We start from the raw sequence: 19,816 nt of genomic DNA on the forward strand, positions 1-19,816 counted from the left end.
CGGCGATCACGGCGTGGCGGCGAGCGCGGAACGCAGAATGCCGCACTGGCTGTCGAAAAACCGCTGCGACACTTGCGCTTTGGGCACGGCCAGGTCGAAGCCGTGGAAGGCGCCCGGAACGGTCTCGACGTGGCACGGCACCCCGGCGGCCGTCAGGCGCTCGGCGTAGGCCAGGTCCTCGTCGTGGAACAGGTCGTGCGTGCCGACCCCGATCCAGGCCGGCGGCAGCCCGCTCAGGTCATCGCGGCGCCCCGGCACGGCCACCTGAGGGTCGGCGTCGCCGAGGTACGCCGCCCAACCGAACTCGTTGCTGCGGTTGTCCCAGAGCCGGTAGTGGGACTTGCGGGCGGTGGCCGAGCTGCGGTCGTCGAGCATCGGATAGCTCAGCAGCTGAAACGCCGGGCTCACCTCGGCGCGGTCGCGGGCCAGCAGGGCCAGGGCCGCGGCCAGGCCGCCACCGGCGCTCGCGCCGCCGATGGCCACCCGGTACCGGTCCACGGACGGCAAGCCGGCCAGCCACGTCAACGCCGAATAGCAGTCTTCCAGCGGGGCGGGATACGGATGTTCGGGCGCCAGGCGGTATTCCACCGACGCGACGGTGGCGCCGAGCCGCCGGCTGAACGCTCTGCAGAGCCGGTCGTCCTGCTCGGCGGTGCCGATCACGTAACCGCCGCCGTGGATCCACAGCAGCGCGGGGGTCGGCTCGGCCACGCCGACCGGCCGGAACAGCCGGACGCCGGCCCCAGAACCGAGCGTGATCACCTCGACGTCGCGGGCGGGCTTACCAAGGCGGCCGCGCAAGGCCGTCGCCGCCCGCATGAGCCGCAGGGTCCGGGGGCCGACGAGTCGGCGCGGGGTGAAACGGGCGATCCGCTGCAGGTCAGGGTGAACGTCGGTGTTCGGCACCGCATCAGTATCACCGACGTGGAACGCTCGAGGGGCCTGGTATGACTGAGATGCGGTGATTCAGACTTCGGGGAGGCGACGTGACCGCAAACGCTGCGCGGTTCATCGATACCGTCCACGGCAACATCCGCGTCCAGGCCTGCCCCGGCACCGGACCCGCCGCGCCGCTGCGGCCCCGCGAGAAACCGTGGGGGACCGGGCCTCTGCGAAGCGACCGCGAATGAACCCTTCCGCGCCCGGGTGCGTGCTCCTAGGGCGGTGGATTAGCCGAACAAATATCGGGGTATCGGTGGAATGCTGGCGAGGGCGGTACGCGCCAGCGTTTCGTCGTCGCAACGTCCCTCACCGGGACCGAGCGTGGACCGCCCGGCCGGGCAGGACGCGAGGGACGTGAATGCTGGGGCATCTCTACGATCGGGCACTCGGCGGCGAGCGATGTTGGATTCGCCATGACGACGGCGAGCTGCGACCGCTGCCGGCCCACCGCTGGCTGGGCGTGCGATGTCCCGATGACGTGTGTCCCGGTGATGGATCTGGTGACGCCTTCGACGAAGTCTTCGACGAAGCCGTCACGCAGATGTGCACCGGGCCGACCATCGAATTGGGATGCGGGCCCGGCCGGTTGGTGGCCCGGCTGATTCAGCGGGGGATACCGGCCCTGGGCATCGATCGCTCGGTGGCCGCGATCCGGTTGGCGGGCCGCGGCGGCGCGCCCGTCCTGCTGGGCGACGTGTTCGACCCGCTGCCCGCGATGGGCCTGTGGCAGACGGTGTTGCTGGTCGACGGCAACGTCGGCCTCGGCGGCGACCCGCGCCGGATCCTGGGGCGGGCCGCCGAGCTGCTGGCCCGCGGTGGGCACTGCGTGGCCGAGTTCGACGCCGAGAACATCGGCATCCGTTCGCGCTGGGTCCGGCTGGAGTCCGCCTGCGAGATCGGGCCCTGGTTTCGGTGGGCGTCGGTCGGCGTGGACAGCGCCGCCGCGCTCGCCGCGCAGGTCGGTCTGACGCTGACCGGTGTCCGCCTGATCGGCGGGCGGGTGATCGCCTGCCTGGCGGCGATGTGAGCGTGTCGCGACAGGCCTCGACCCACGCCGATAGCAAACGCCACGGCGGCCGATAGCGGCCCGTATTTGCGCAGGGCAACCGCACGCCAGGTGTCTTTCAGATGTCGGATGTTGCGTCGACGCAAACGTCAGTTTCGGACCCGGGGCCGGGGGTACGCTGCCCTAACACGACGGCAAGGAGGCCGACTATGACATCGTGCGCGAAAAAGTTGCTGCGGGCTCGTCCGGGCGACTACGCGCTGGCCTTGAGCGTCGCGGGTGCCTCGCTGCCGGTGGTCGGCAAGCACCTCGAACCGCTGGGTGGCCTCACCGCGATGGGCATTTGGGGCGCACGGCACGCCCCGGACTTCTTTTCCGGCATGACGAAGCCTCGGCAGCCGTCGGACAGCGAGGAGATTCGCCGCCGCGATCGGGAGAGCACCCGGGACGTGTCCCTGGCGGCCCTCCGGGGAATCGTGTCGGCGGCCGACCTCGAGCTGGAATGGCCCGCGGCGCTACGAACCCCGCCGATTTGGGACGCGATGCGCCAGCGCCGCTACCTCCACCGTCGCGCGGTCCACTACGGAGACCACCCCGCGCAGGTGCTCGACGTCTGGCGCCGCAAGGACCTGACCGGCCAGCCCGCGCCGGTGCTGATCTTCGTCCCGGGCGGCGCCTGGGTGCACGGCAGGTGCATGGGGCAGGGCTCCGCGCTGATGTCCCGGCTGGCCGAGCAGGGCTGGGTCTGCCTGGCGATCGACTACCGCGTCGCCCCGCATCACCGGTGGCCGCGGCACGTCATCGATGTCAAGACGGCCATCGCGTGGGCGCGCGCCAACGTCGACAAGTTCGGCGGCGACCGCGATTTCGTCGCGGTGGCGGGTTGTTCGGCCGGCGGGCACCTGTCCGCACTGGCCGGCCTCACTCCCGACGACCCGAAGTACCACGCAAAGCTGCCCGAAGGCGCCAACACCTCGGTGGACGCGGTGGTCGGCATCTACGGCCGCTATGACTGGGAGGACCGCTCCACCCCCGAGCGGGACCGGTTCGTCGACTTCCTGGAGCGGGTGGTGGTCAAGCGCAGGATCGACCGTCACCCCGAGGTGTTCCGCGACGCGTCGCCGATGGCGAGGGTGCACCGAAATGCCCCGCCGTTCTTGGTGATTCACGGCAGCAAGGACAGCGTCATCCCCGTCGAACAGGCGCGCAGCTTCGTCGAACGGATGCGGGCGGTCTCGCATTCGATGGTGGGCTACCTGGAGTTGCCCGGCGCGGGCCACGGGTACGACCTCATCGACGGAGAGCGGGCGGGAGCGGCGGCGCACGCGACTTCGCTGTTCCTCAACCAGGTCTATCGCACCAAGACAAACGCGGCCAAAGAGGTTATCTGAACTGCCGCCGCTGAGTATGGTCCCTCTATGGGTAAGGGGCAGCGGTGAAACGGCTGAGCGGGTGGGACGCGGTTCTGCTTTACAGCGAAACGCCGAACGTGCACATGCACACCATCAAAGCCGCTGTGATCGAACTCGATTCAGATCGGTTTGACTTCGGCGTCGAGGCGTTTCGCGAAGTCATCCGCGGCCGGCTGGGCAAGCTCGAGCCATTCTGCTACCAGTTGGTCGAGATTCCCTTCCAGCTTCACCACCCGATGTGGCGGGAGCATTGCGAGGTCGACCTCGACTACCACATTCGCCCGATGCGGTTGCCCGCGCCCGGCGGCCGGCGCGAGTTGGACGAGGCCATCGGGCGCATCGCCAGCACGCCGTTGGACCGCAGCCGCCCGCTCTGGGAGATGTACTTCGTCGAAGGGCTGGCGAACAACCGGATCGCCGTGGTCGGCAAGATCCACCACTCGCTCGCCGACGGCGTCGCCTCGGCCAACCTGATGGCCCGCGGCATGGACCTGCAGCCCGGGCCGGAGGGCGGCCCGTACGTGTCCGACCCGGCGCCCACCACCCGGCAGCTGATGGGTTCGGCGTTCGCGGATCACCTGCGGCACGTCGGGCGAATCCCCGCGACGGTCCGCTACACCGCGCAGGGGCTGGGCCGGGTCCGGCGCAGCTCGCGCAAGTTGTCACCGGAGCTGAGCCGGCCGTTCGAACCGCCACCGACTTTCATGAACCACAAGATCAACGCGGAGCGCCGGTTCGCCACCGCCACCCTGGCGCTGGCCGACGTCAAGGAAACCGGCAAGCGGCTCGGGGCGACGATCAACGACATGGTCCTGGCCATGGCCACCGGCGCCCTGCGCACCCTGTTGCTGCGCTACGACGGCACCGCCGTGCCCCTGCTGGCGTCGGTGCCGATGAGTTTCGACTTCTCGCCCGAGCGGATCTCCGGCAATCGCTTCACCGGCGTGCTGGTGGGCCTGCCGACCGACTCCGACGATCCGCTGGAGCGGGTGCGGTGCACCCACGAGAACGCCATCGCCGCCAAGGAAAGCAATCAGCTGATGGGGCCCGAGCTGGTCAGCCGCTGGGCGGCCTACATGCCGCCCGCGCCCACCCAGGCCTTCTTCCGGTGGGCGTCCGGCCGCGACGGGCACAACAAGATCCTCAACCTGAACATCTCCAACGTGCCCGGCCCACGCGAACGCGGGCGGGTCGGCGGGGCGCTGGTCACCGAGATTTACTCGGTGGGCCCGCTGACCGCCGGTAGCGGCCTCAACATCACCGTGTGGAGCTACGTCGACCAGCTCAACATCTCGGTGCTGTCCGACGGCGCCACGCTCAAGGACCCGCACGAGGTGACCGAGGCCATGGTCGCGGACTTCATCGAAATACGAAGGGCCGCAGGGCTTTCCGAGGATCTCACCGTCATCGAAGCCGCGATGGCACCGGCCTGAGGACGGTCCTGGAAACGGGACTCTCGGCTGGTGCCAATGCCATTTCCGTCGACCGTTACCATCGGTCGGATAAGCAGCCATCCCTACCCTTAAGGAGCTGTGCGGCACGTGAGCACCGTGAGCGAAGAAGCCAGCGAACCCGAAGTCCTGGTCGAACAGCGGGATCGGATCCTGATCATCACGATCAACCGGCCGAAGGCCAAGAACGCGGTCAACGCCGCGGTGGCCAACGGCCTGGCCGAGGCCGTCGACCGGCTCGACGGCGACCCGGGTCTTTCGGTGGGCATCCTCACCGGCGCCGGTGGATCGTTCTGCGCGGGCATGGACCTCAAGGCCTTCGCGCGCGGCGAACTCCCCATCGTCCAGGGGCGCGGCATGGGCTTCACCGAACGCCCGCCCATCAAACCGCTCATCGCGGCGGTCGAGGGCTACGCCCTGGCCGGCGGAACCGAGTTGGCGTTGGCCACCGACCTGATCGTTGCGTCCAAGGATTCGGCCTTCGGCATCCCCGAGGTCAAGCGCGGGCTGGTCGCGGGTGGCGGCGGTCTGCTGCGGCTGCCGCAGCGCATCCCGTCCGCCATCGCCATGGAGCTCGCGCTCACCGGCGACAACCTGCCGGCCGAGCGTGCCCACAAGCTGGGGCTGGTCAACGTGTTGGCCGAGCCGGGCAAGGCGCTTGACGAGGCCATCGCGCTGGCCGAGAAGATCGCCGCGAACGGGCCGCTCGCGGTGGCCGCCACCAAGCGGATCATCGTCGAGTCGCGCGGCTGGAGCCCCGAGAACATGTTCGCCGAGCAGAACACGATCCTGGGTCCTGTGTTCGCGTCCAACGACGCCAAAGAGGGCGCCATCGCCTTCGCCGAGAAGCGCCCGCCGCGCTGGACGGGCAGCTGACATTCGGCCGGACGGGTTACACTGTGACTAAGTTTTGTAAAGTCGTGGAGATCCGGGAAGACCGAGGATGAGCATTTCTTTGCTTCTGGAGATGGCCGCGTCGAGCAATCCCGATCGGACTGCGGTGGTCTCCGGGGACACGCGGCTGACGACGCAGCAGCTCAGCGATCTCGCCGACGGCGGTGCCGGGGTGATCGCTGGATCGAATGCCCGACATGTCGTCTACGTGGGCACCGGCGGCGCGATGCTGCCGGTGCTGATCTTCGCCGCGGCGCGCGCCGGGTTGCCGTTCACGCCGATCAATTACCGGCTTTCCGCCGACGGCATCCAGGCGCTCATCGAGCGCCTGCCCGAGCCCCTGGTGATCGTCGACAGCCGCTACCGGGACATGGTCGGCGAGACCACGGCGCGGCTGATGACCACCGACGAATTCCTGGCGGCCGCCCACGACAACGAGCCGGCCGCGGAGTTTCCCGACCCGGACTCGGTCGCGATCGTGCTGTTCACCTCGGGCACCACGTCGCAGCCCAAGGCCGTCGAACTGTCGCACAACAACCTGACCAGCTACGTGACCGGCACGGTTGAATTCGAGTCGGCCGCCGACAGCGACGCCGCGCTGATCTGCGTGCCGCCCTATCACATCGCCGGGGTGGGCGCCGCGCTGTCGAACCTGTATGCCGGGCGCAAAATGGTCTACCTGCCGAATTTCGATGCGCAGGAATGGGTTCGGCTGATCAATGCCGAGAACGTGACCACCGCGACCGTGGTGCCCACCATGCTGGACCGCATCGTTGCCGCGCTGGAGGCCGAGGGCCACGAGCTGCCGTCGCTGCGCAACCTGGCCTACGGCGGGTCCAAGGTGGGGCTCCCGCTCGTCCGCCGGGCCCTCGAACTTCTGCCGGGCGTGGGCTTCGTCAACGCCTACGGCCTGACCGAGACGAGCTCGACCATCGCGGTGCTCACCCCGGACGACCACCGGGCGGCGCAGGCCGCGGAGGCACCCGAGGTCGCCAGGCGGCTGGCGTCGGTCGGGCAGCCGGTCCCCGGCATCGAGATCGAGATTCGCGACGAGGACGGCAACGTGCTCGGGCCGGGCGAAACCGGCGAGCTGTTCGTCCGCGGCGAGCAGGTCTCCGGCCGCTACACGGGGATCGGTTCGGTGCTCGACGAAAACGGCTGGTTCCCAACCAAAGACATCGCCATGCTCGACGAGGACGGCTACCTGTTCATCGGCGGCCGCAGCGACGACACCATCATCCGCGGTGGTGAGAACATCGCGCCCGCCGAGCTCGAAGAGGTGTTGGTGGAGCACCCGCTCGTGCGGGACGTCGCCGTGGTCGGTGTCGAGGATCCGCAGTGGGGCCAGGCGATCGTCGCGGTGGTGGTGCCCCGCCCCGGTGCGGATCCGGATCCCGAGGAATTGCGCGAGCATGTCCGGAAAAGCTTGCGCGGGTCGCGAACCCCGGACCGGGTAGTGTTTCGCGACGAGCTGCCCACGACTCCCACCGGCAAGGTACTTCGCCGGGAGATCATCGAGATGCTAGAAGGGCTGAAGGCATGATCAAGAACGGAACCCGCTTGGCAAGCCAGGTGTGTGACACACAGGTGATCGTCGTCAGGAGCGCCGACAGCCTCGACGACTTGCGTTGTGGCGGTGCGCCTATGGTGCCGATTGGCGCCGAGCGTTCGGGCGAATTGGACCCGGGCTTCGCCGACGGCACCGTGATGGGCAAGCGCTACGTCGACGAGACCGGTGCCGAGGTGCTGGTGACCAAGCCGGGCGCCGGGAGCCTGAGCGTCGGAGCGACCGCGCTGCAGCTCAAAGAGGTCAAGCCGCTGCCGGCCAGCGACTGAGGAGTTACTCCCCGATATTATTGCGGAGCACGAATTCCCTTGCCTTGATTAGGAATTCGAGCTGGTCGCCGACCTGACGCAACGGGTCGATGCTGCCGGTCGAGCGGGACAGCACGATGGCGCCCTCCAGCGCGGCGATCGACATCACCGCCAGCGAGGCGGCGCACGGCTCGTCGAAGCCGTCGTGGGTGAACGCCCGGGTCAGCGACGCGCACCAGCGGCCCAGGATGGCGCCGGCCTCGGCGGAAAGCTGGGCGTCGTCGTCGTCCGAGCCGATCGCCGCTGCCACCACCGGGCAGCCGGCGTTGAAGCCGCCCTCGGTCAGCAGACGCTCCCAGAACTCGACGAACTTGCCAAGCAGCACCCGGGCGCCCTGCTCGGCGGCGTCGTCGATCATCGCGGTGATGGAATCACCGGAATACCGCAGCGCCTCGATCAGAATCTGATTGCGGCCGTCGGGGAAGTGGTAGTAGACCGAGCCGCGCGGCGCGCCGCTGCGGGCGAGCACCGCATCGATGGTCACTCCCGCGGCGCCTCGTTCACGCATCACCTCGGCGGCGCTGGCCAGCATTTTCCTGCGCGTGCCGCCGCGCTTCGTCGGGGTGATGTCCTGCACTGTTTCGCTAGTGGTCGCCACTCTCGTGCCTCCCGTGGCTAACGTCATGCAGCGTGTGATTGCCGCAGTACCGGCCAATGCATGCTGCGGGGGCTGAAGCGGAAATTCCGGCGCTTAAGGTCGGGCATCTCGCGGGTGAATTGATAGCCGCCGATGTTCAACTCGATGATCCACATGATTCTCTCCCGGCCTAAGTGCAGCCCATGATTATGCTTAGTAGCATATAAGACAGCGGTCCAGTAAGCAAATCTATTCCCTATGTAAACGCTGAACCACGGGAAACGTTGTCGCGCGTCGTTGTGAATCGTGATTGACGGGGGTGTAACAACCAGGTTTCTATGCTATTTAGCATAATTGTGGGGCTGTGGCACCGCTGGCCGGCACCTTCACCAAGGGCCTGAAACGCCGAACGTGCACCCGCCGCGAGGTTGGTCCTGATTCGTCGCGGCGAGTGCACGCTCGGTGCGTACCGGGGTCAGCCCTCGATCGTGTGGCCCATCGGCATGAGCACGCTCTTCTGTTGGGTGAAGTGCTCCACACCTTCGGGGCCGTTCTCGCGGCCGATGCCGGAGTTCTTGTAACCCCCGAACGGGCAACAGGGGTCGAACGCATACCAGTTGATCGCGTAGGTGCCGGTGCGGATCTTCTCCGAGACCGCGATGCCACGTTCCACGTCGGTGGTCCACACGCTGCCGGCCAGGCCGTACACCGAGTCGTTGGCGATCTTGATCGCGTCCTCCTCGGTGTCGTATCCGATGATGCTCAGCACGGGCCCGAAGATCTCCTCCTGGGCGATCGTCATCTTATTGTCGACGTCGGCGAAGACCGTGGGCTGCACGAAGAAGCCGCTGTCCAGGCCCTCGGGGCGGCCGCCGCCGCACACCAGCCGCGCACCTTCTTCGATGCCCTTGGCGATGTAACCCTCGACCCGCGCGCGCTGCTTCTCCGAGATCAGCGAACCGATCTGGGCGGCCGGGTCCGACGGTAGGCCCACCGGCAGCGCCTGCACGAAAGCGCTTACCGCGTCGACGATTTCGTCGTAGCGGGAGCGCGGGGCCAGGATCCGGGTCTGGGCCACGCAGGCCTGCCCAGTGTTCATGATCCCGGAGAACACCAGCATCGGGACCGCGGCCGCCAGGTCGACGTCCTCGAGGACGATGGCCGCAGACTTGCCGCCGAGTTCCAGAGTGCACGGCTTGAGCATGTCCGCGGCGCGCCGGCCGATCTCCTTCCCGACGGCCGAGCTGCCGGTGAAGGAGAAGAGGTCGACTCCCGGGTTGGAGGTCAGCGCCTGGCCGGTCTCGATCCCGCCGGGCACCACCGACAGCACGCCCTCGGGCAGCCCCGCCTCGGCGAAGGCCTCCGCCAAAGCGTTTGCGCTCAGCGGGGTTTCGGCGGCCGGCTTGAGCACCACGGTGCAGCCGGCCAGCAGCGCCGGGCCCAGCTTGTTGACCGCCAGGAACAGCGGCACGTTCCATGCGACGATCGCACCCACCACGCCGATGGGCTCGCGGTAGACGATGCTCTGCCCGTAGCCGCCGGTGCGGACGTCTTTCCACTTGATCTGGTCGACGGCGGGGCCGGCGAAGAAGTTCAGCGCCCCGATGGAGCTCATCCAGTGCATCGTTTCGACGCCCATCGGCGGCTGGCCTGTCTCGGCCGCCAGTAGCTGGGTGAAGTGGTCCTTACGCTCTTCCATCAACTTGAGCGCGTTGGCGATGACGGCCGCGCGTTCCTTGGGCGGCGTCGTGGGCCAGGGTCCGTTGTCGAAGGCGGCGCGGGCCGCGGCCACCGCGGCGTCGACGTCGGCGGGCGCCGCCATCGGCACCTTGCCGACATACTCGCCGGTGGCCGGGCAGCGCACCTCGATCACCTCGTCGGTCGACGGCTCAGTCCACTTGCCGCCGATGAAAAGCTTGTCGTATTCCGTCGTTTGGCTCTCGGGCATCTGCGCCGCTCCTCCTTATTGCTTCGCGCTGCATCGTCGCCGGCGCGCATGGCGCCACCCTACCCAAGCCGACGCAAAACGAGAACATGTTTCATTATCGGGGCCGCAGCACCAGCACCAAGTTGCTGACTCCGAACTCCCGTAGCAGCGGCACCCAGGTCATCCACCACGCCCATCGGGGGTGGTAGCGGGGAAATGCCGCCACCGCGGCCCCGGTGCTCGCCGCCCATTGCAGGCCGTCGGCCGCCGAGACCGCGAACAACGACGACCCGTAGTTGTTTTTCGCCGGATGCCCGTGTTTGCGGGCGTAGCGGGCGGCGGCCCGGGCGCCCCCGAGGTAATGGGTCAGGCCCATCTCGTGCCCCCCGAACGGGCCCAGCCAGACGGTGTAGGAGAGCACGGCCAGCCCGCCCGGCTTGGTCACCCGAAGCATCTCGGCGCCCAGCTGCCACGGCCGCGGCACGTGTTCGGCGACGTTGGACGACAGGCAGATGTCCACCGAGTCGTCGGCGAACGGCAGCGCCATGCCCGAGGCGCGGACGAAGTTCCCGTCGCCGCTTGCGGGCGTGGGTCCCGCGGCGTGCATCTCGCTCGGGTCGGGTTCGACGCCGACGTAGCGGATCCCGGCGTCGGCGAACGCGGCCGAGAAGTAGCCGGGACCGCCGCCGACGTCGAGCAGGGTGCGGCCGGCCGGGGTCTCGCCGGTCGCGGCCAGCCACAGGTCACCCACCATCGCCGCGGTATCCGCCGCCAGCGCGCCGTAGAACCGGGCCGGCTCCGACTGCTCGAAGCGGAATTCGAACAGCAGCCGCAGCGCGCGGGCCAGGGTCGCCCGCCGCGCGAAGACGTCAGTCGCGGCCACCGGCCAACCCTACGCAGCACCGGCGCGCGTCGCCGCCGGGCAGCTTGGGTCACTGGTGTCACACCCGTCCCTGGATCGGGCGGCACCGGAAGTGCCCGCCTCACAGCGACAACGCCCGGTGATAGGCGTGTGCCGCCGATTTGTCGCTGTGAGGCGGGCACTTCGAGCGGTCCTTCCCCGGCGGAGGCCAGTGTGGCGCCAGTGACCGACTGGCCGCCCCCGCGACGCGGATGGGGTGCCCCCACACGCGCCCTCCGCGGCGCGCGTCATCGCCGGGCTAGGCTGACCGGTGATGTCTGGTCTGCGCTCCGTGCTCCTGCTGTGCTGGCGCGATACCGGACACCCGCAGGGCGGCGGCAGCGAAGCCTACTTGCAGCGCATCGGCGCGCAGCTGGCCGCGTCCGGCATCGACGTCACGCTGCGCACCGCCCGCTACCCCGGGGCTGCTCGCCGCGAAGTGGTCGACGGCGTGCGCATCGACCGCGCCGGCGGCCGGTATTCCGTCTACGTCTGGGCCCTACTCGCGATGGCTGCGGCGCGGCTGGGCCTCGGACCGCTGCGGCGGGTGCGGCCCGACGTCGTCGTCGACACCCAGAACGGCCTGCCGTTCCTCGCCCGGCTGGTGTACGGCCGGCGGGTCGTCGTGCTGGTGCACCACTGCCACCGCGAGCAGTGGCCGGTGGCCGGCCCCGTGCTCGGGCGGCTCGGCTGGTTCGTCGAGTCGACGTTGTCGCCACGGCTGAACCGGCGCAACCAGTATGTGACGGTGTCGCTGCCGTCGGCGCGCGACCTGGTGACGCTCGGCGTCGACCACGCGCAGATCGCGGTGGTGCGCAACGGCCTCGACGAAGCCCCCGCGCGCACGCTGTCCGGCCCGCGCGCCGCCACGCCCCGGGTGGTGGTGCTGTCGCGGCTGGTGCCGCACAAGCAGATCGAAGACGCTCTCGAGGCCGTCGCACAGCTCCGGCCGCGCATGCCGGGTCTGCACCTCGACATCGTCGGCGACGGCTGGTGGCGGCGGCGGCTCGTCGACCACGTCCATCGGCTCGGCATCTCCGACGCGGTGACGTTCCACGGCCACGTCGACGATGTGACCAAACACCATGTGCTGCAAAGCGCTTGGGTGCAGCTGCTGCCGTCGCGCAAGGAGGGCTGGGGGCTGGCGGTCGTCGAGGCGGCCCAGCATCGGGTGCCGACCATCGGCTACCGGTCCTCGGGCGGCCTGTCGGATTCGATCGTCGACGAGGTGACCGGGATCTTGGTGGACACCCACGCCGAACTGGTAAACCGTCTCGAAGAGGTGCTTTCCGACCCCGTCCTGCGCGATCAACTCGGCGCCAAGGCGCACACCCGAAGCGGTGAATTCTCTTGGCGGCAAAGCGCCGACGCCATGCGCGCGGTCCTGGAGGCCGTGCGGACCGGCCACCCGGTCAGCGGCGTGGTGTAGCACCAAGCCGGCGCCGCCACGCGCTGACAGCCGCGCCGGCGCCGCCGACCATCAGCGCCGCCAGCCACGCCAGATGCGCGATCAGCGTCGTCGTGCGGGCGGTGGCGGACACCCCGGCGGTGTGGCCGCCGATGCGATAGAGCGCAAGGTTGTCGTCGCGGTAGACCGGCGTCAGCGCATCGAGGGTGCGGGCGGACGCCCCCATGTCGCCGGCGGTGTCCGACTCCACGACCAGCCAGCCCACCCCGGCCGGGGCCAGCGCGGACCGATCGGGCCCGGAAAGCAGCAACTGCTGCACGGCGCGGGCCCGGGCGCCCTCGCCCGGGATGACGGTCCCCGAGATGACCAGGTCGCCCGTGCTCAGGACGTCGGCGCGCACCCAGCGGGGCAACGGATCCAGCACCGGCGCCCGACCCGACCAGGAGTACAGCCGCATGGTGCCGGCCGGCAACACCGCCACCGCCGCGGGCTGGCCGTTGATCGCGGCGGCCACCGCCGTCCACCCGCGCGGGTACTGCACCGGCGACACCTGGCCCCATACCCCCCAGGCCAGGTCGGGCAGCGCGAAGATCAGCGCGAGGCAGCAAACCGGCGCCGTCAGGGCCGGCCACACCCACCGGCTCAGCGCCACCACCGCGCCGGCGCCCGCCAGCGCGTAGCCCGGCACGGCCAGCGCCACCCACTTCTGCCCGTCGCGCAGCACGCCGAATCCGGGCGCGGCGTCAACCAGCGCACCCAATAGGTGCAGTCCCGGGCCGGTCGCCAGCCCGGCCGGAACCAGCACGGCCACCGCCGCCAACACGAGCAGCGGTCGCACCGCGCCGCGGCGAACCACCGTCGGCATCCCGACCGCCACCACGCCCAGCAGCACCATGGCCGACGCCACCGCGAACAGGGTGGTCCGCGAGATCGGCACCGCCTCGCCGTTCCAGATCCCGCCCAGGCTGGCCAGGCTGGCGAGCGTGCCCAGACCCGGCTCGGCGCGCGGCGCGAACGCGGTCACCCCTAACGTGTTCGCCGCCGTGTGGGAGGTCAACGACGAGCCCAGCGCAGACGCGGTCAGCCAGGGCAGCGCCGCCACCAGCGCGGCGCCCAGCGTCGCCGCGGCGCACACCCGGCGGGACCGGCCCGCGCCGGGCACGGCCACGCACACCAGCCCGACGGTCGCGGCGAGCAGCAGACCGGTCGGCGTCAGCCCGGCCAGCGCGATCCAGAAAGCCAGCCCGAAGAACGAACCGGAGGCCGTCCGCAGCCTGAGCATCGCCGCCGCAACCCAGGGCAGGCAGCCGTAGCCGACCAGCAGGCTCCAGTGGCCTTGGAGTAGCCGCTCGGCGACATACGGGTTCCAGATCGCCAGCGTGGTGGCGACGAACTGGCCGGCCACGCCCGCGTCGGGCAGCGCCGTCGCGACCAGTTGGGCCGCGCCCCATCCCGCCAGCCAGAGCCCCAGAACGAGTAGCGCCTTCACCACGACGCCGCCGTCCAGCACGTGAGAGGCCAGGGCCACCGCGAAGTCTTGCGGCGTCGCCCGCGGCGCCGACGTCAAGCCCAGCGCGGTATCGGACACATACGAGCGCGGCGTGGACACCGCGTCGCGCAGCAGCAGGTAACCGGGCTTGAGCAGCGGCCCGACCACCAGCAGCGCCAAGACCAACGCGTACCCGGGTCGGGTCCAGCGCACGTGGCGGGCTATTCCCGTTCGGGTGGACTGGCGGGCTCGGGCGGCCCCGACTCGGGCGGCTCATCGGAGCCGAGGGTGGGCGCGTCCGCGCCGGGATCGTCGCGCGAGCCGGGACGCTGCGTGGGCAGCTTCTCGGTCTCGGCCTCGGCGCCGGGCACCGGCTCCTCGAGCCCGGTGCGGCCGAAGAAGTCCTGGTCACTGCGGTCCAGGCCGGGATCGGTCAACGCGCTCTCGGTCCGCAGACTGAACGAGGCGAGCAGGCCGCCACCGACCAGCGCGATCAAACCGACCGCGGTGAAGGTGATCGGCAGCACCCGCGACCACAGCGACAGCCGGTCGCGCTCGTCGCGGGCGGCGTTGACCTGCGATTCGACGGTGTCCTGGTTGGAGGTGACCTTATAGTCGGCCAGCGTCAGCTCCGGCTTGAGCGGGTCGCGGGCGAAGTAGTGGTTGGCGTGCTCGGTCTCCTTGACGATGGTGCCCGATACGGGGTCCACCCAGAAGGTCCGCTGCGCCGCGTAGTAGCGCGTCATGGTGATCTGCTCGTTCGGATCGCCGCCCTGCACGCCCCACATCGACGCGGAGGTGGTCTGCTTGGCGTCCTCGTTGCCGGCCAACAGCGACGGGTAAGCCACGGGCGCCACCAGCTTGCCGTCGGCGTTGTAGCCGATGTTCTGGGTGAACTTGTAGGTGGTCAGGCCGTTGACGTCTTCTTGGCTGTCGTAGTTGACGTCGAACGGTTTCTGCGCGATCGGATCGAAGTAGGGGTACGTCTTCTTCTCGGTGTGGAAGGGGAACCGGTAGGACAACCCGTCGTGCCGCAGGGGCATCGCGGTGGGCGGGTTCTCGTCGTTGACGGCGCGCGGTTTCTGGACCGAGCCGCCGGCGTGGGTGTCGTCGGAGACGGCCATCGCGGTCTTGCGGTTGAGGGTGACGGTGTCGACGATCGCCAGCAGCAGCCCGCTGTCCTTCTGCTTGTCGGTGCGCCGCACCGACGTTCCGACCTGCAGCGTGACCACGTCGGCGTTGGCGGGCGACTCGACGCTGACCTGCTGCTGGGAGGCCAGGGGGACGTTCTGGTTGACGACGACGTGATCGGTCGACAGCGATGCGGAGTCCAGCGCGGTTCCGGTGCCGTCGCTGATGAGCGTGCTGTCGATGTTGAGCGGGACCTTCGTGATCCTGCTGGTGGTGTACGTCGATAACAGCAGCGCGGCGATCAGCAGGGCGGCCCCGAGACCGATGATCCCGCATGCGGCTAACCGCAACATGACTGCTCGGTTCACGTTGCTGTGCCCTCCTAGTGCTCTCTTGCCCCGTCAGCCGCGACCCACCCCGACCTGAGCAAGCACCGAGGCAAACCCGTTTGACCCTAACAGCAGAACGTAAGGCCTCGGCTTACGAACCTGTCGTCGCGCGCGGGTGCTTCGGGTGTACCCATTCGTTCTCCCAACCCACAGATGCAGACTGTGGGGGTGACCGATGGCCGGCAGGTGGGCGGGACGCGCAGCTTCCTGCCCGCCGTGGAGGGGATGCGCGCCTGCGCGGCCATGGGGGTGGTCGTCACGCACGTCGCTTTCCAGACCGGGCACTCCAGCGGTGTCACCGGCCGGCTCTTCGGCCGCTTCGATCTCGCCGTCGCGGTCTTCTTCGCGTTGTCGGGCTTCCTGTTGTGGCGCGGCCACGCCGCGGCGGCACGCGGCCTGGGACCGCGTCCCCGCACCGGCCACTATCTGCGCTCCCGGGTGGTGCGAATCATGCCCGCCTATGTGGTGGCGGTCGTTGTGATCTTGTCGCTGCTGCCCGACGCGGATCACGCCAGCCCGACCGTGTGGCTGGCCAACCTGACCCTCACCCAAATCTATGTGCCACTCACCCTGACCGGCGGGCTGACCCAGATGTGGAGCCTTTCGGTCGAGGTCAGCTTCTACCTGGCGTTGCCGATTCTGGCGTTGCTGGCCCGGCGGCTGCCGGTCGGCGCGCGGATACCGACGATCGCCGCGCTGGCGGCGCTGAGCTGGGCCTGGGGCTGGGTGCCCATCCATTCCGGATCCGGCACCAACCCGCTCAACTGGCCGCCGGCCTTCTTCTCCTGGTTCGCCGCGGGCATGCTGCTGGCCGAATGGGTCCACAGCCCGGTCGGCCTGTCACACCGGTGGGCACGCCGGCGGGTCCCCATGGCCGTCGTCGCCGTGCTGGCCTACCTGCTGGCGGCCTCCCCGCTGGCGGGCCCGGAGGGGCTGATTCCCGGCACGGCCACCCAGTTCGCGGTCAAGACGGCGGCGGGCTCAGTGGTGGCGTTCGCGCTCGTCGCCCCGCTGGTCCTGGACCGGGTCGACACCTCTCACCGGCTGCTGGGCAGCACCGGCATGGTGACGCTGGGCCGGTGGTCCTACGGCCTGTTCGTCTGGCACCTGGCCGCGCTGGCCATGGTGTTCCCGGTGCTCGGGACGTTCGCCTTCACCGGCCGCATGCCCGCCGTGCTGGCGCTGACGCTGGTCTTCGGCTGGGCGATCGCCGCGGTCAGCTACGGGCTGGTCGAGTCGCCCTGCCGGGAAGCGTTGCGGCATTGGGAGAGACGCGAGAGGCCGGCCGAAACCGCAGACGTGGTGGACGCCGAGGCGGACGCGATCGCGCCCTAGCCGGTGCGGTCCATCCACTCTTCCAGCATGTCGGCGGACGGCAGGCAGATCGCGCGCTCGATCTTCTGGAACAGATCGGCCCCGTACTCGACGGTCGATCGGACGAGGTTGCCCAGCGCCTCGAGGTGGATGCCGTCGGTCAGCAGGTAAGCGTTCTCGCCGACCACGCTGACGTGGCTCGGCCGGGCGGTTTCGCGCACAAACGCCTTGGGCCAATGGGTTTCGCGATTCCAGTCGTTGACCAGTTCCATCAGGCGCGCCCGCTCGGTAGCGGGGTAGTGCCCGGCGGGGCTGATCGAGATCTCGAAAACGTCGCGCCGCAAACCGTTGATCCGCAGGTTCACGTGCAGCTTGCCGCGCTCGTAGCTGGGCAGCATCATGAACTCCTCGCGGTCATCGCTGCGGAAGAAGCGCAACTCACGCGATCGCAGGTAACGGTCGATCAACTCCGTGCTCAGCGGTTCGATCTGCATTGCCCGATGATGGGCCCGCCGGCTTGGAGGATTCTTGGTGTGCGTCAGGCCGGCCCGACGGCCTGCAGGCGCTCCATGATCTCGGCGCGCACCGCCGACCGCCGCGCCTTCCCAGCGTCGTCGCGCAGGGGGGCGTCGACGAATTCTACGAAATCCGGGGTGGGCGGCACCTTGTACGCCGCGAGGTGTTCGCGCAGAAATTGCTGCACCCCGGCGGCGTCCAGCCCCGCGTCGTCGGCCGTGTGCACCAGCGCGTAGGGCACCTGCCCCAGATCGCCGGAGTTTGGGTCGGGGACGCCGACCACGAGGCAGGACAACACGTCCGGGTGTGCCGACAACGCGTTCTCGATCTCGGCTGGGTACACGTTGCGGCCGCCGACGGTGAACATGTCCACCCTGCGGTCAGACAGATAGAGAAATCCGTCGGCGTCGAAATAGCCGAGGTCGCCCAACGAGTCCCAGCCGTCGCGGCTCTTCGCCGTCGCGCCGACGTAGCGGTAGGTGGGCGCGCTGCCCGGTGCGGGCCGCATGTAAATCTCGCCCTCCACGCCGGGCGGACACGGGTTGCCGTCGTCGTCGAGCACCTTCATCTCGCCGGCGACCACCACCCCGACCGAGCCGCGGTGGGTCAGCCACTGGTCGCCGGAGATGAAGGTCAGCGCCTGTAATTCGGTGCCGCCGTAGAGTTCCCACACTTTTTCCGGACCCAGCAGATCGATCCACGCCTGCTTGACGGCGGGCGGGCACGGCGCCGCCAGATGCCAGAAGCGGCGGATCGACGACAGGTCGTAGGCACCCGGTTCGGCGTAATAGACCGGCAGCGTCCGCTGCATGATCGTCGGCACCGTCGTCAAAAAGGTGACTTTATGGTCGGTGATCAGCCGAAGGAATTGCTGCGGCTCGAACCGGCTCATCAGCACCAGGTGATGGCGCATCAACAGTGCCATGGTCGCTGCGGTGAATCCGGTGTTGTGCGACAGCGGCACCGGCATCAGCGTGACATCGCCCTCCTGCGCGCCCAAGGGATAGCCGATGGCGGCCGGTATCCGGCTGTCGCCGCCGGATTCGATCAGCTTGGGGCGGCCGGTGCTGCCGCCGGACCCCATCGCCTTCCACACCGGCGACACCGTCTCCGGCAGCGCCGCGTCCGAACAATGCGGTCCCGGCGTGAAACCGGCTGACACGCTTGGCATTCCGGGATACTCGCGGCCCACCAACAAGGTGGGCGGGCGCAACTCCAGCAGGCCCTGCAACTCCGCGTCCGGCAACCGCGCCGACAGCGGCTGCGGCACCGCGCCCAGCTTCCAGCACGCCACCGCGGCCTGGATCCACTCGATCGAGTTGGGCAGCACCATCGTCACGTAGTCGCCGACCCCCACACCGCACTCGGCGTAGGCGCGGGCCAACCGGTTCGTCGAACGGTCGAGTTCGGCGCGGGTGATGGTCACTCGATCACAGGTGACCGCCGGCTCGTCGGGTGCAAGTTCGGCCAGCGCGGAGATCTGGGTGCCGATCGGCGGGATCGGCTCACTCATATGCGCCCTGCCGCTCGAAGATGCGGCGGGGGTTGTCGACCAGCATGGTGTGCAACTGGTCGTCGGTGACGCCGCGCTCCTTGAGGGCGGGGATGACGTCGTTGTGGATGTGCAGGTAATGCCAATTCGGCGCCATCTGGGGCACCAGGGCTTCGGGAAGCGCGTCGAAATAACAGTTGGCGTCGTGCGAGAGCACCATCTTGTCGGCGTGCCCGCGCTCGCACATCGTGGCCACGATGTTGACCCGGTCCTCGAACGGCAGGATCACGTCGATGCCGAACCGGTCCATGCCGAGGTAGGAGCCGGCGGCGATGAGCTCTTCGAGGTAGCCGACATCGGTGCTGTCGCCGGAGTGACCGATGACCACCCGGCTCAGGTCCACGCCCTCCTCCTCGAAGATGCGTTGCTGCTCGAGCCCGCGGCGCAGCCCGGCGTGGGTGTGCGTGGAGATCGGCACCCCGGTGCGCTTGTGCGCCTGCGCGACCGCGCGCAGCACCCGCTCGACGCCCGGGGTGATGCCGGGTTCGTCGGTTGCACACTTGAGGATGCCCGCCTTGATGCCGGTGTCGGCGATGCCCTGCTCGATGTCGCGGACGAACATCTCGGTCATGATCTCGGGGCCGTCCAGCATCCCTCCGGGGCCCTCGTAATGGAACCGGAACGGCACGTCGTTGTACGTGTAAAGTCCCGTCGCCACAACGATATTCAGCTCGGTGGCCGCCGCGACGCGGGCGATGCGCGGGATGTAGCGGCCCAGCCCGATCACGGTGAGGTCCACGATGGTGTCGACACCGCGGGACTTCAGCTCGTTGAGCCGATCGATGGCATCGGCCACCCGCCGTTCCTCGTCACCCCACGCTTCGGGATAGTTCAGCGCGATCTCGGTGGTCATGATGAACACGTGCTCGTGCATGAGCGTCACGCCGAGGTCGGCGGTATCGATGGGGCCGCGGGCGGTATTGAGTTCTGACACGTGACTGATGCTAGGTCGACCCGGTGGTCGGAGAACAGTGCCGATTTATTCCGGTGCGCCCTAAGGTGCAGTACCGTCACCCTCGTCCCAACCGGAAC

The 19,816-nt window shown here is 69.1% G+C and carries 19 protein-coding genes; 9 read left to right on the forward strand and 10 right to left on the reverse strand.

Features of this window, described 5'->3' with window-relative positions; all coding sequences use genetic code 11:
* Positions 1 to 6: 6 nt before the first annotated feature.
* Positions 7 to 906, reverse strand: coding sequence for an alpha/beta hydrolase (locus A5781_RS22265; RefSeq protein WP_067212011.1), 900 nt, complete (start codon positions 904 to 906; stop codon positions 7 to 9).
* Between the two features lie 80 nt (positions 907 to 986).
* On the opposite strand from A5781_RS22265, the gene A5781_RS25740 reads away from it, so the two are divergent.
* The 7 genes from A5781_RS25740 to A5781_RS22295 all read left to right on the forward strand — a co-directional run bounded on the left by A5781_RS25740 (position 987) and on the right by A5781_RS22295 (position 7,541).
* The gene (locus tag A5781_RS25740) at positions 987 to 1,130 is read left to right on the forward strand and encodes a hypothetical protein (RefSeq protein ID WP_156624949.1); all 144 of its coding nucleotides are present in this window, start codon (positions 987 to 989) and stop codon (positions 1,128 to 1,130) included.
* A gap of 170 nt (positions 1,131 to 1,300) precedes the next feature.
* A complete protein-coding gene (locus A5781_RS22270; protein ID WP_067212014.1) occupies positions 1,301 to 1,969 on the forward strand; it encodes an SAM-dependent methyltransferase in 669 nt (222 codons plus the stop codon).
* A 188-nt stretch (positions 1,970 to 2,157) separates the two neighbouring features.
* Entirely contained in the window at positions 2,158 to 3,339 is a 1,182-nt protein-coding gene (locus tag A5781_RS22275) for an alpha/beta hydrolase (RefSeq protein WP_067212017.1), read from the forward strand.
* Positions 3,340 to 3,383: 44 nt separating this feature from the next.
* Entirely contained in the window at positions 3,384 to 4,793 is a 1,410-nt protein-coding gene (locus A5781_RS22280) for a wax ester/triacylglycerol synthase family O-acyltransferase (protein ID WP_067212019.1), read from the forward strand.
* A gap of 117 nt (positions 4,794 to 4,910) precedes the next feature.
* The gene (locus A5781_RS22285; RefSeq protein WP_369816431.1) at positions 4,911 to 5,687 is read left to right on the forward strand and encodes a crotonase/enoyl-CoA hydratase family protein; all 777 of its coding nucleotides are present in this window, start codon (positions 4,911 to 4,913) and stop codon (positions 5,685 to 5,687) included.
* Positions 5,688 to 5,754: 67 nt separating this feature from the next.
* A complete protein-coding gene (locus tag A5781_RS22290; RefSeq protein ID WP_067212023.1) occupies positions 5,755 to 7,248 on the forward strand; it encodes a class I adenylate-forming enzyme family protein in 1,494 nt (497 codons plus the stop codon).
* Positions 7,245 to 7,541 (forward strand): hypothetical protein, encoded by a 297-nt coding sequence (locus tag A5781_RS22295; protein ID WP_067212026.1) that lies wholly within the window; start codon positions 7,245 to 7,247, stop codon positions 7,539 to 7,541. Before A5781_RS22290 ends, A5781_RS22295 begins: the two co-directional genes overlap by 4 nt.
* Before the next feature lie 4 nt (positions 7,542 to 7,545).
* Here the strand turns inward: A5781_RS22295 and A5781_RS22300 are convergent, their stop codons facing one another.
* The 4 genes from A5781_RS22300 to A5781_RS22310 all read right to left on the reverse strand — a co-directional run bounded on the left by A5781_RS22300 (position 7,546) and on the right by A5781_RS22310 (position 10,967).
* A complete protein-coding gene (locus A5781_RS22300; RefSeq protein ID WP_067212100.1) occupies positions 7,546 to 8,112 on the reverse strand; it encodes a TetR/AcrR family transcriptional regulator in 567 nt (188 codons plus the stop codon).
* Positions 8,113 to 8,201: 89 nt separating this feature from the next.
* On the reverse strand, positions 8,202 to 8,333 hold the full coding sequence (locus A5781_RS26460; RefSeq protein ID WP_255360835.1) for a hypothetical protein: 132 nt from the start codon (positions 8,331 to 8,333) through the stop codon (positions 8,202 to 8,204).
* 299 nt (positions 8,334 to 8,632) lie between these two features.
* The gene (locus A5781_RS22305; RefSeq protein ID WP_067212030.1) at positions 8,633 to 10,105 is read right to left on the reverse strand and encodes an aldehyde dehydrogenase; all 1,473 of its coding nucleotides are present in this window, start codon (positions 10,103 to 10,105) and stop codon (positions 8,633 to 8,635) included.
* A 94-nt stretch (positions 10,106 to 10,199) separates the two neighbouring features.
* Positions 10,200 to 10,967: a class I SAM-dependent methyltransferase gene (locus A5781_RS22310; protein WP_067212033.1), complete on the reverse strand. Its 768-nt coding sequence runs from the start codon at positions 10,965 to 10,967 to the stop codon at positions 10,200 to 10,202.
* A 292-nt stretch (positions 10,968 to 11,259) separates the two neighbouring features.
* Between A5781_RS22310 and A5781_RS22315 the strand changes: the two genes are divergently transcribed.
* On the forward strand, positions 11,260 to 12,414 hold the full coding sequence (locus A5781_RS22315; RefSeq protein WP_067212037.1) for a glycosyltransferase family 4 protein: 1,155 nt from the start codon (positions 11,260 to 11,262) through the stop codon (positions 12,412 to 12,414).
* On the opposite strand, the gene A5781_RS22320 is transcribed toward A5781_RS22315, so the two are convergent.
* Entirely contained in the window at positions 12,398 to 14,095 is a 1,698-nt protein-coding gene (locus A5781_RS22320) for a hypothetical protein (RefSeq protein ID WP_067212041.1), read from the reverse strand. The two genes, A5781_RS22315 and A5781_RS22320, sit on opposite strands and share 17 nt — an antisense overlap.
* Before the next feature lie 8 nt (positions 14,096 to 14,103).
* Entirely contained in the window at positions 14,104 to 15,381 is a 1,278-nt protein-coding gene (locus A5781_RS22325) for a DUF3068 domain-containing protein (protein WP_197504014.1), read from the reverse strand.
* 174 nt (positions 15,382 to 15,555) lie between these two features.
* Between A5781_RS22325 and A5781_RS22330 the strand changes: the two genes are divergently transcribed.
* Positions 15,556 to 16,737, forward strand: coding sequence for an acyltransferase (locus A5781_RS22330; RefSeq protein WP_156624952.1), 1,182 nt, complete (start codon positions 15,556 to 15,558; stop codon positions 16,735 to 16,737).
* Here A5781_RS22330 and A5781_RS22335 read toward each other — a convergent pair.
* From A5781_RS22335 to A5781_RS22345, 3 genes are read right to left on the reverse strand one after another with little or no spacing between them, the layout of a single operon-like run.
* Positions 16,734 to 17,210 carry a YbjN domain-containing protein gene (locus A5781_RS22335; protein ID WP_067212048.1) on the reverse strand — a complete coding sequence of 159 codons (477 nt, stop codon included), beginning with the start codon at positions 17,208 to 17,210 and terminating at the stop codon, positions 16,734 to 16,736. The genes A5781_RS22330 and A5781_RS22335 overlap by 4 nt on opposite strands.
* Before the next feature lie 44 nt (positions 17,211 to 17,254).
* Positions 17,255 to 18,745, reverse strand: a complete 1,491-nt coding sequence (locus tag A5781_RS22340) for an AMP-binding protein (protein WP_067212051.1) — start codon at positions 18,743 to 18,745, stop codon at positions 17,255 to 17,257.
* Complete coding sequence (locus A5781_RS22345) at positions 18,738 to 19,718, reverse strand: phosphotriesterase (protein WP_067212054.1); 981 nt, start codon at positions 19,716 to 19,718, stop codon at positions 18,738 to 18,740. The genes A5781_RS22340 and A5781_RS22345 overlap by 8 nt, the downstream gene beginning before the upstream one ends.
* Positions 19,719 to 19,816 lie beyond the last annotated feature (98 nt).

Source organism: Mycobacterium sp. 852002-30065_SCH5024008 (genome assembly GCF_001665645.1).
Lineage (GTDB): Bacteria > Actinomycetota > Actinomycetes > Mycobacteriales > Mycobacteriaceae > Mycobacterium > Mycobacterium paraffinicum.

Bases quoted from the DNA above. Each gene is read 5' to 3' on its own strand.
- A5781_RS22300 (WP_067212100.1), bottom strand. From the start codon at position 8,112: ATGCTGGCCAGCGCCGCCGAGGTGATGCGTGAACGAGGCGCCGCGGGA.
- A5781_RS22335 (WP_067212048.1), bottom strand. From the start codon at position 17,210: ATGCAGATCGAACCGCTGAGCACGGAGTTGATCGACCGTTACCTGCGA.
- A5781_RS22330 (WP_156624952.1), top strand. From the start codon at position 15,556: ATGCAGACTGTGGGGGTGACCGATGGCCGGCAGGTGGGCGGGACGCGC.
- A5781_RS22295 (WP_067212026.1), top strand. From the start codon at position 7,245: ATGATCAAGAACGGAACCCGCTTGGCAAGCCAGGTGTGTGACACACAG.
- A5781_RS26460 (WP_255360835.1), bottom strand. From the start codon at position 8,333: ATGTGGATCATCGAGTTGAACATCGGCGGCTATCAATTCACCCGCGAG.
- A5781_RS22270 (WP_067212014.1), top strand. From the start codon at position 1,301: ATGCTGGGGCATCTCTACGATCGGGCACTCGGCGGCGAGCGATGTTGG.
- A5781_RS22315 (WP_067212037.1), top strand. From the start codon at position 11,260: ATGTCTGGTCTGCGCTCCGTGCTCCTGCTGTGCTGGCGCGATACCGGA.
- A5781_RS22275 (WP_067212017.1), top strand. From the start codon at position 2,158: ATGACATCGTGCGCGAAAAAGTTGCTGCGGGCTCGTCCGGGCGACTAC.
- A5781_RS22290 (WP_067212023.1), top strand. From the start codon at position 5,755: ATGAGCATTTCTTTGCTTCTGGAGATGGCCGCGTCGAGCAATCCCGAT.
- A5781_RS22305 (WP_067212030.1), bottom strand. From the start codon at position 10,105: ATGCCCGAGAGCCAAACGACGGAATACGACAAGCTTTTCATCGGCGGC.
- A5781_RS22340 (WP_067212051.1), bottom strand. From the start codon at position 18,745: ATGAGTGAGCCGATCCCGCCGATCGGCACCCAGATCTCCGCGCTGGCC.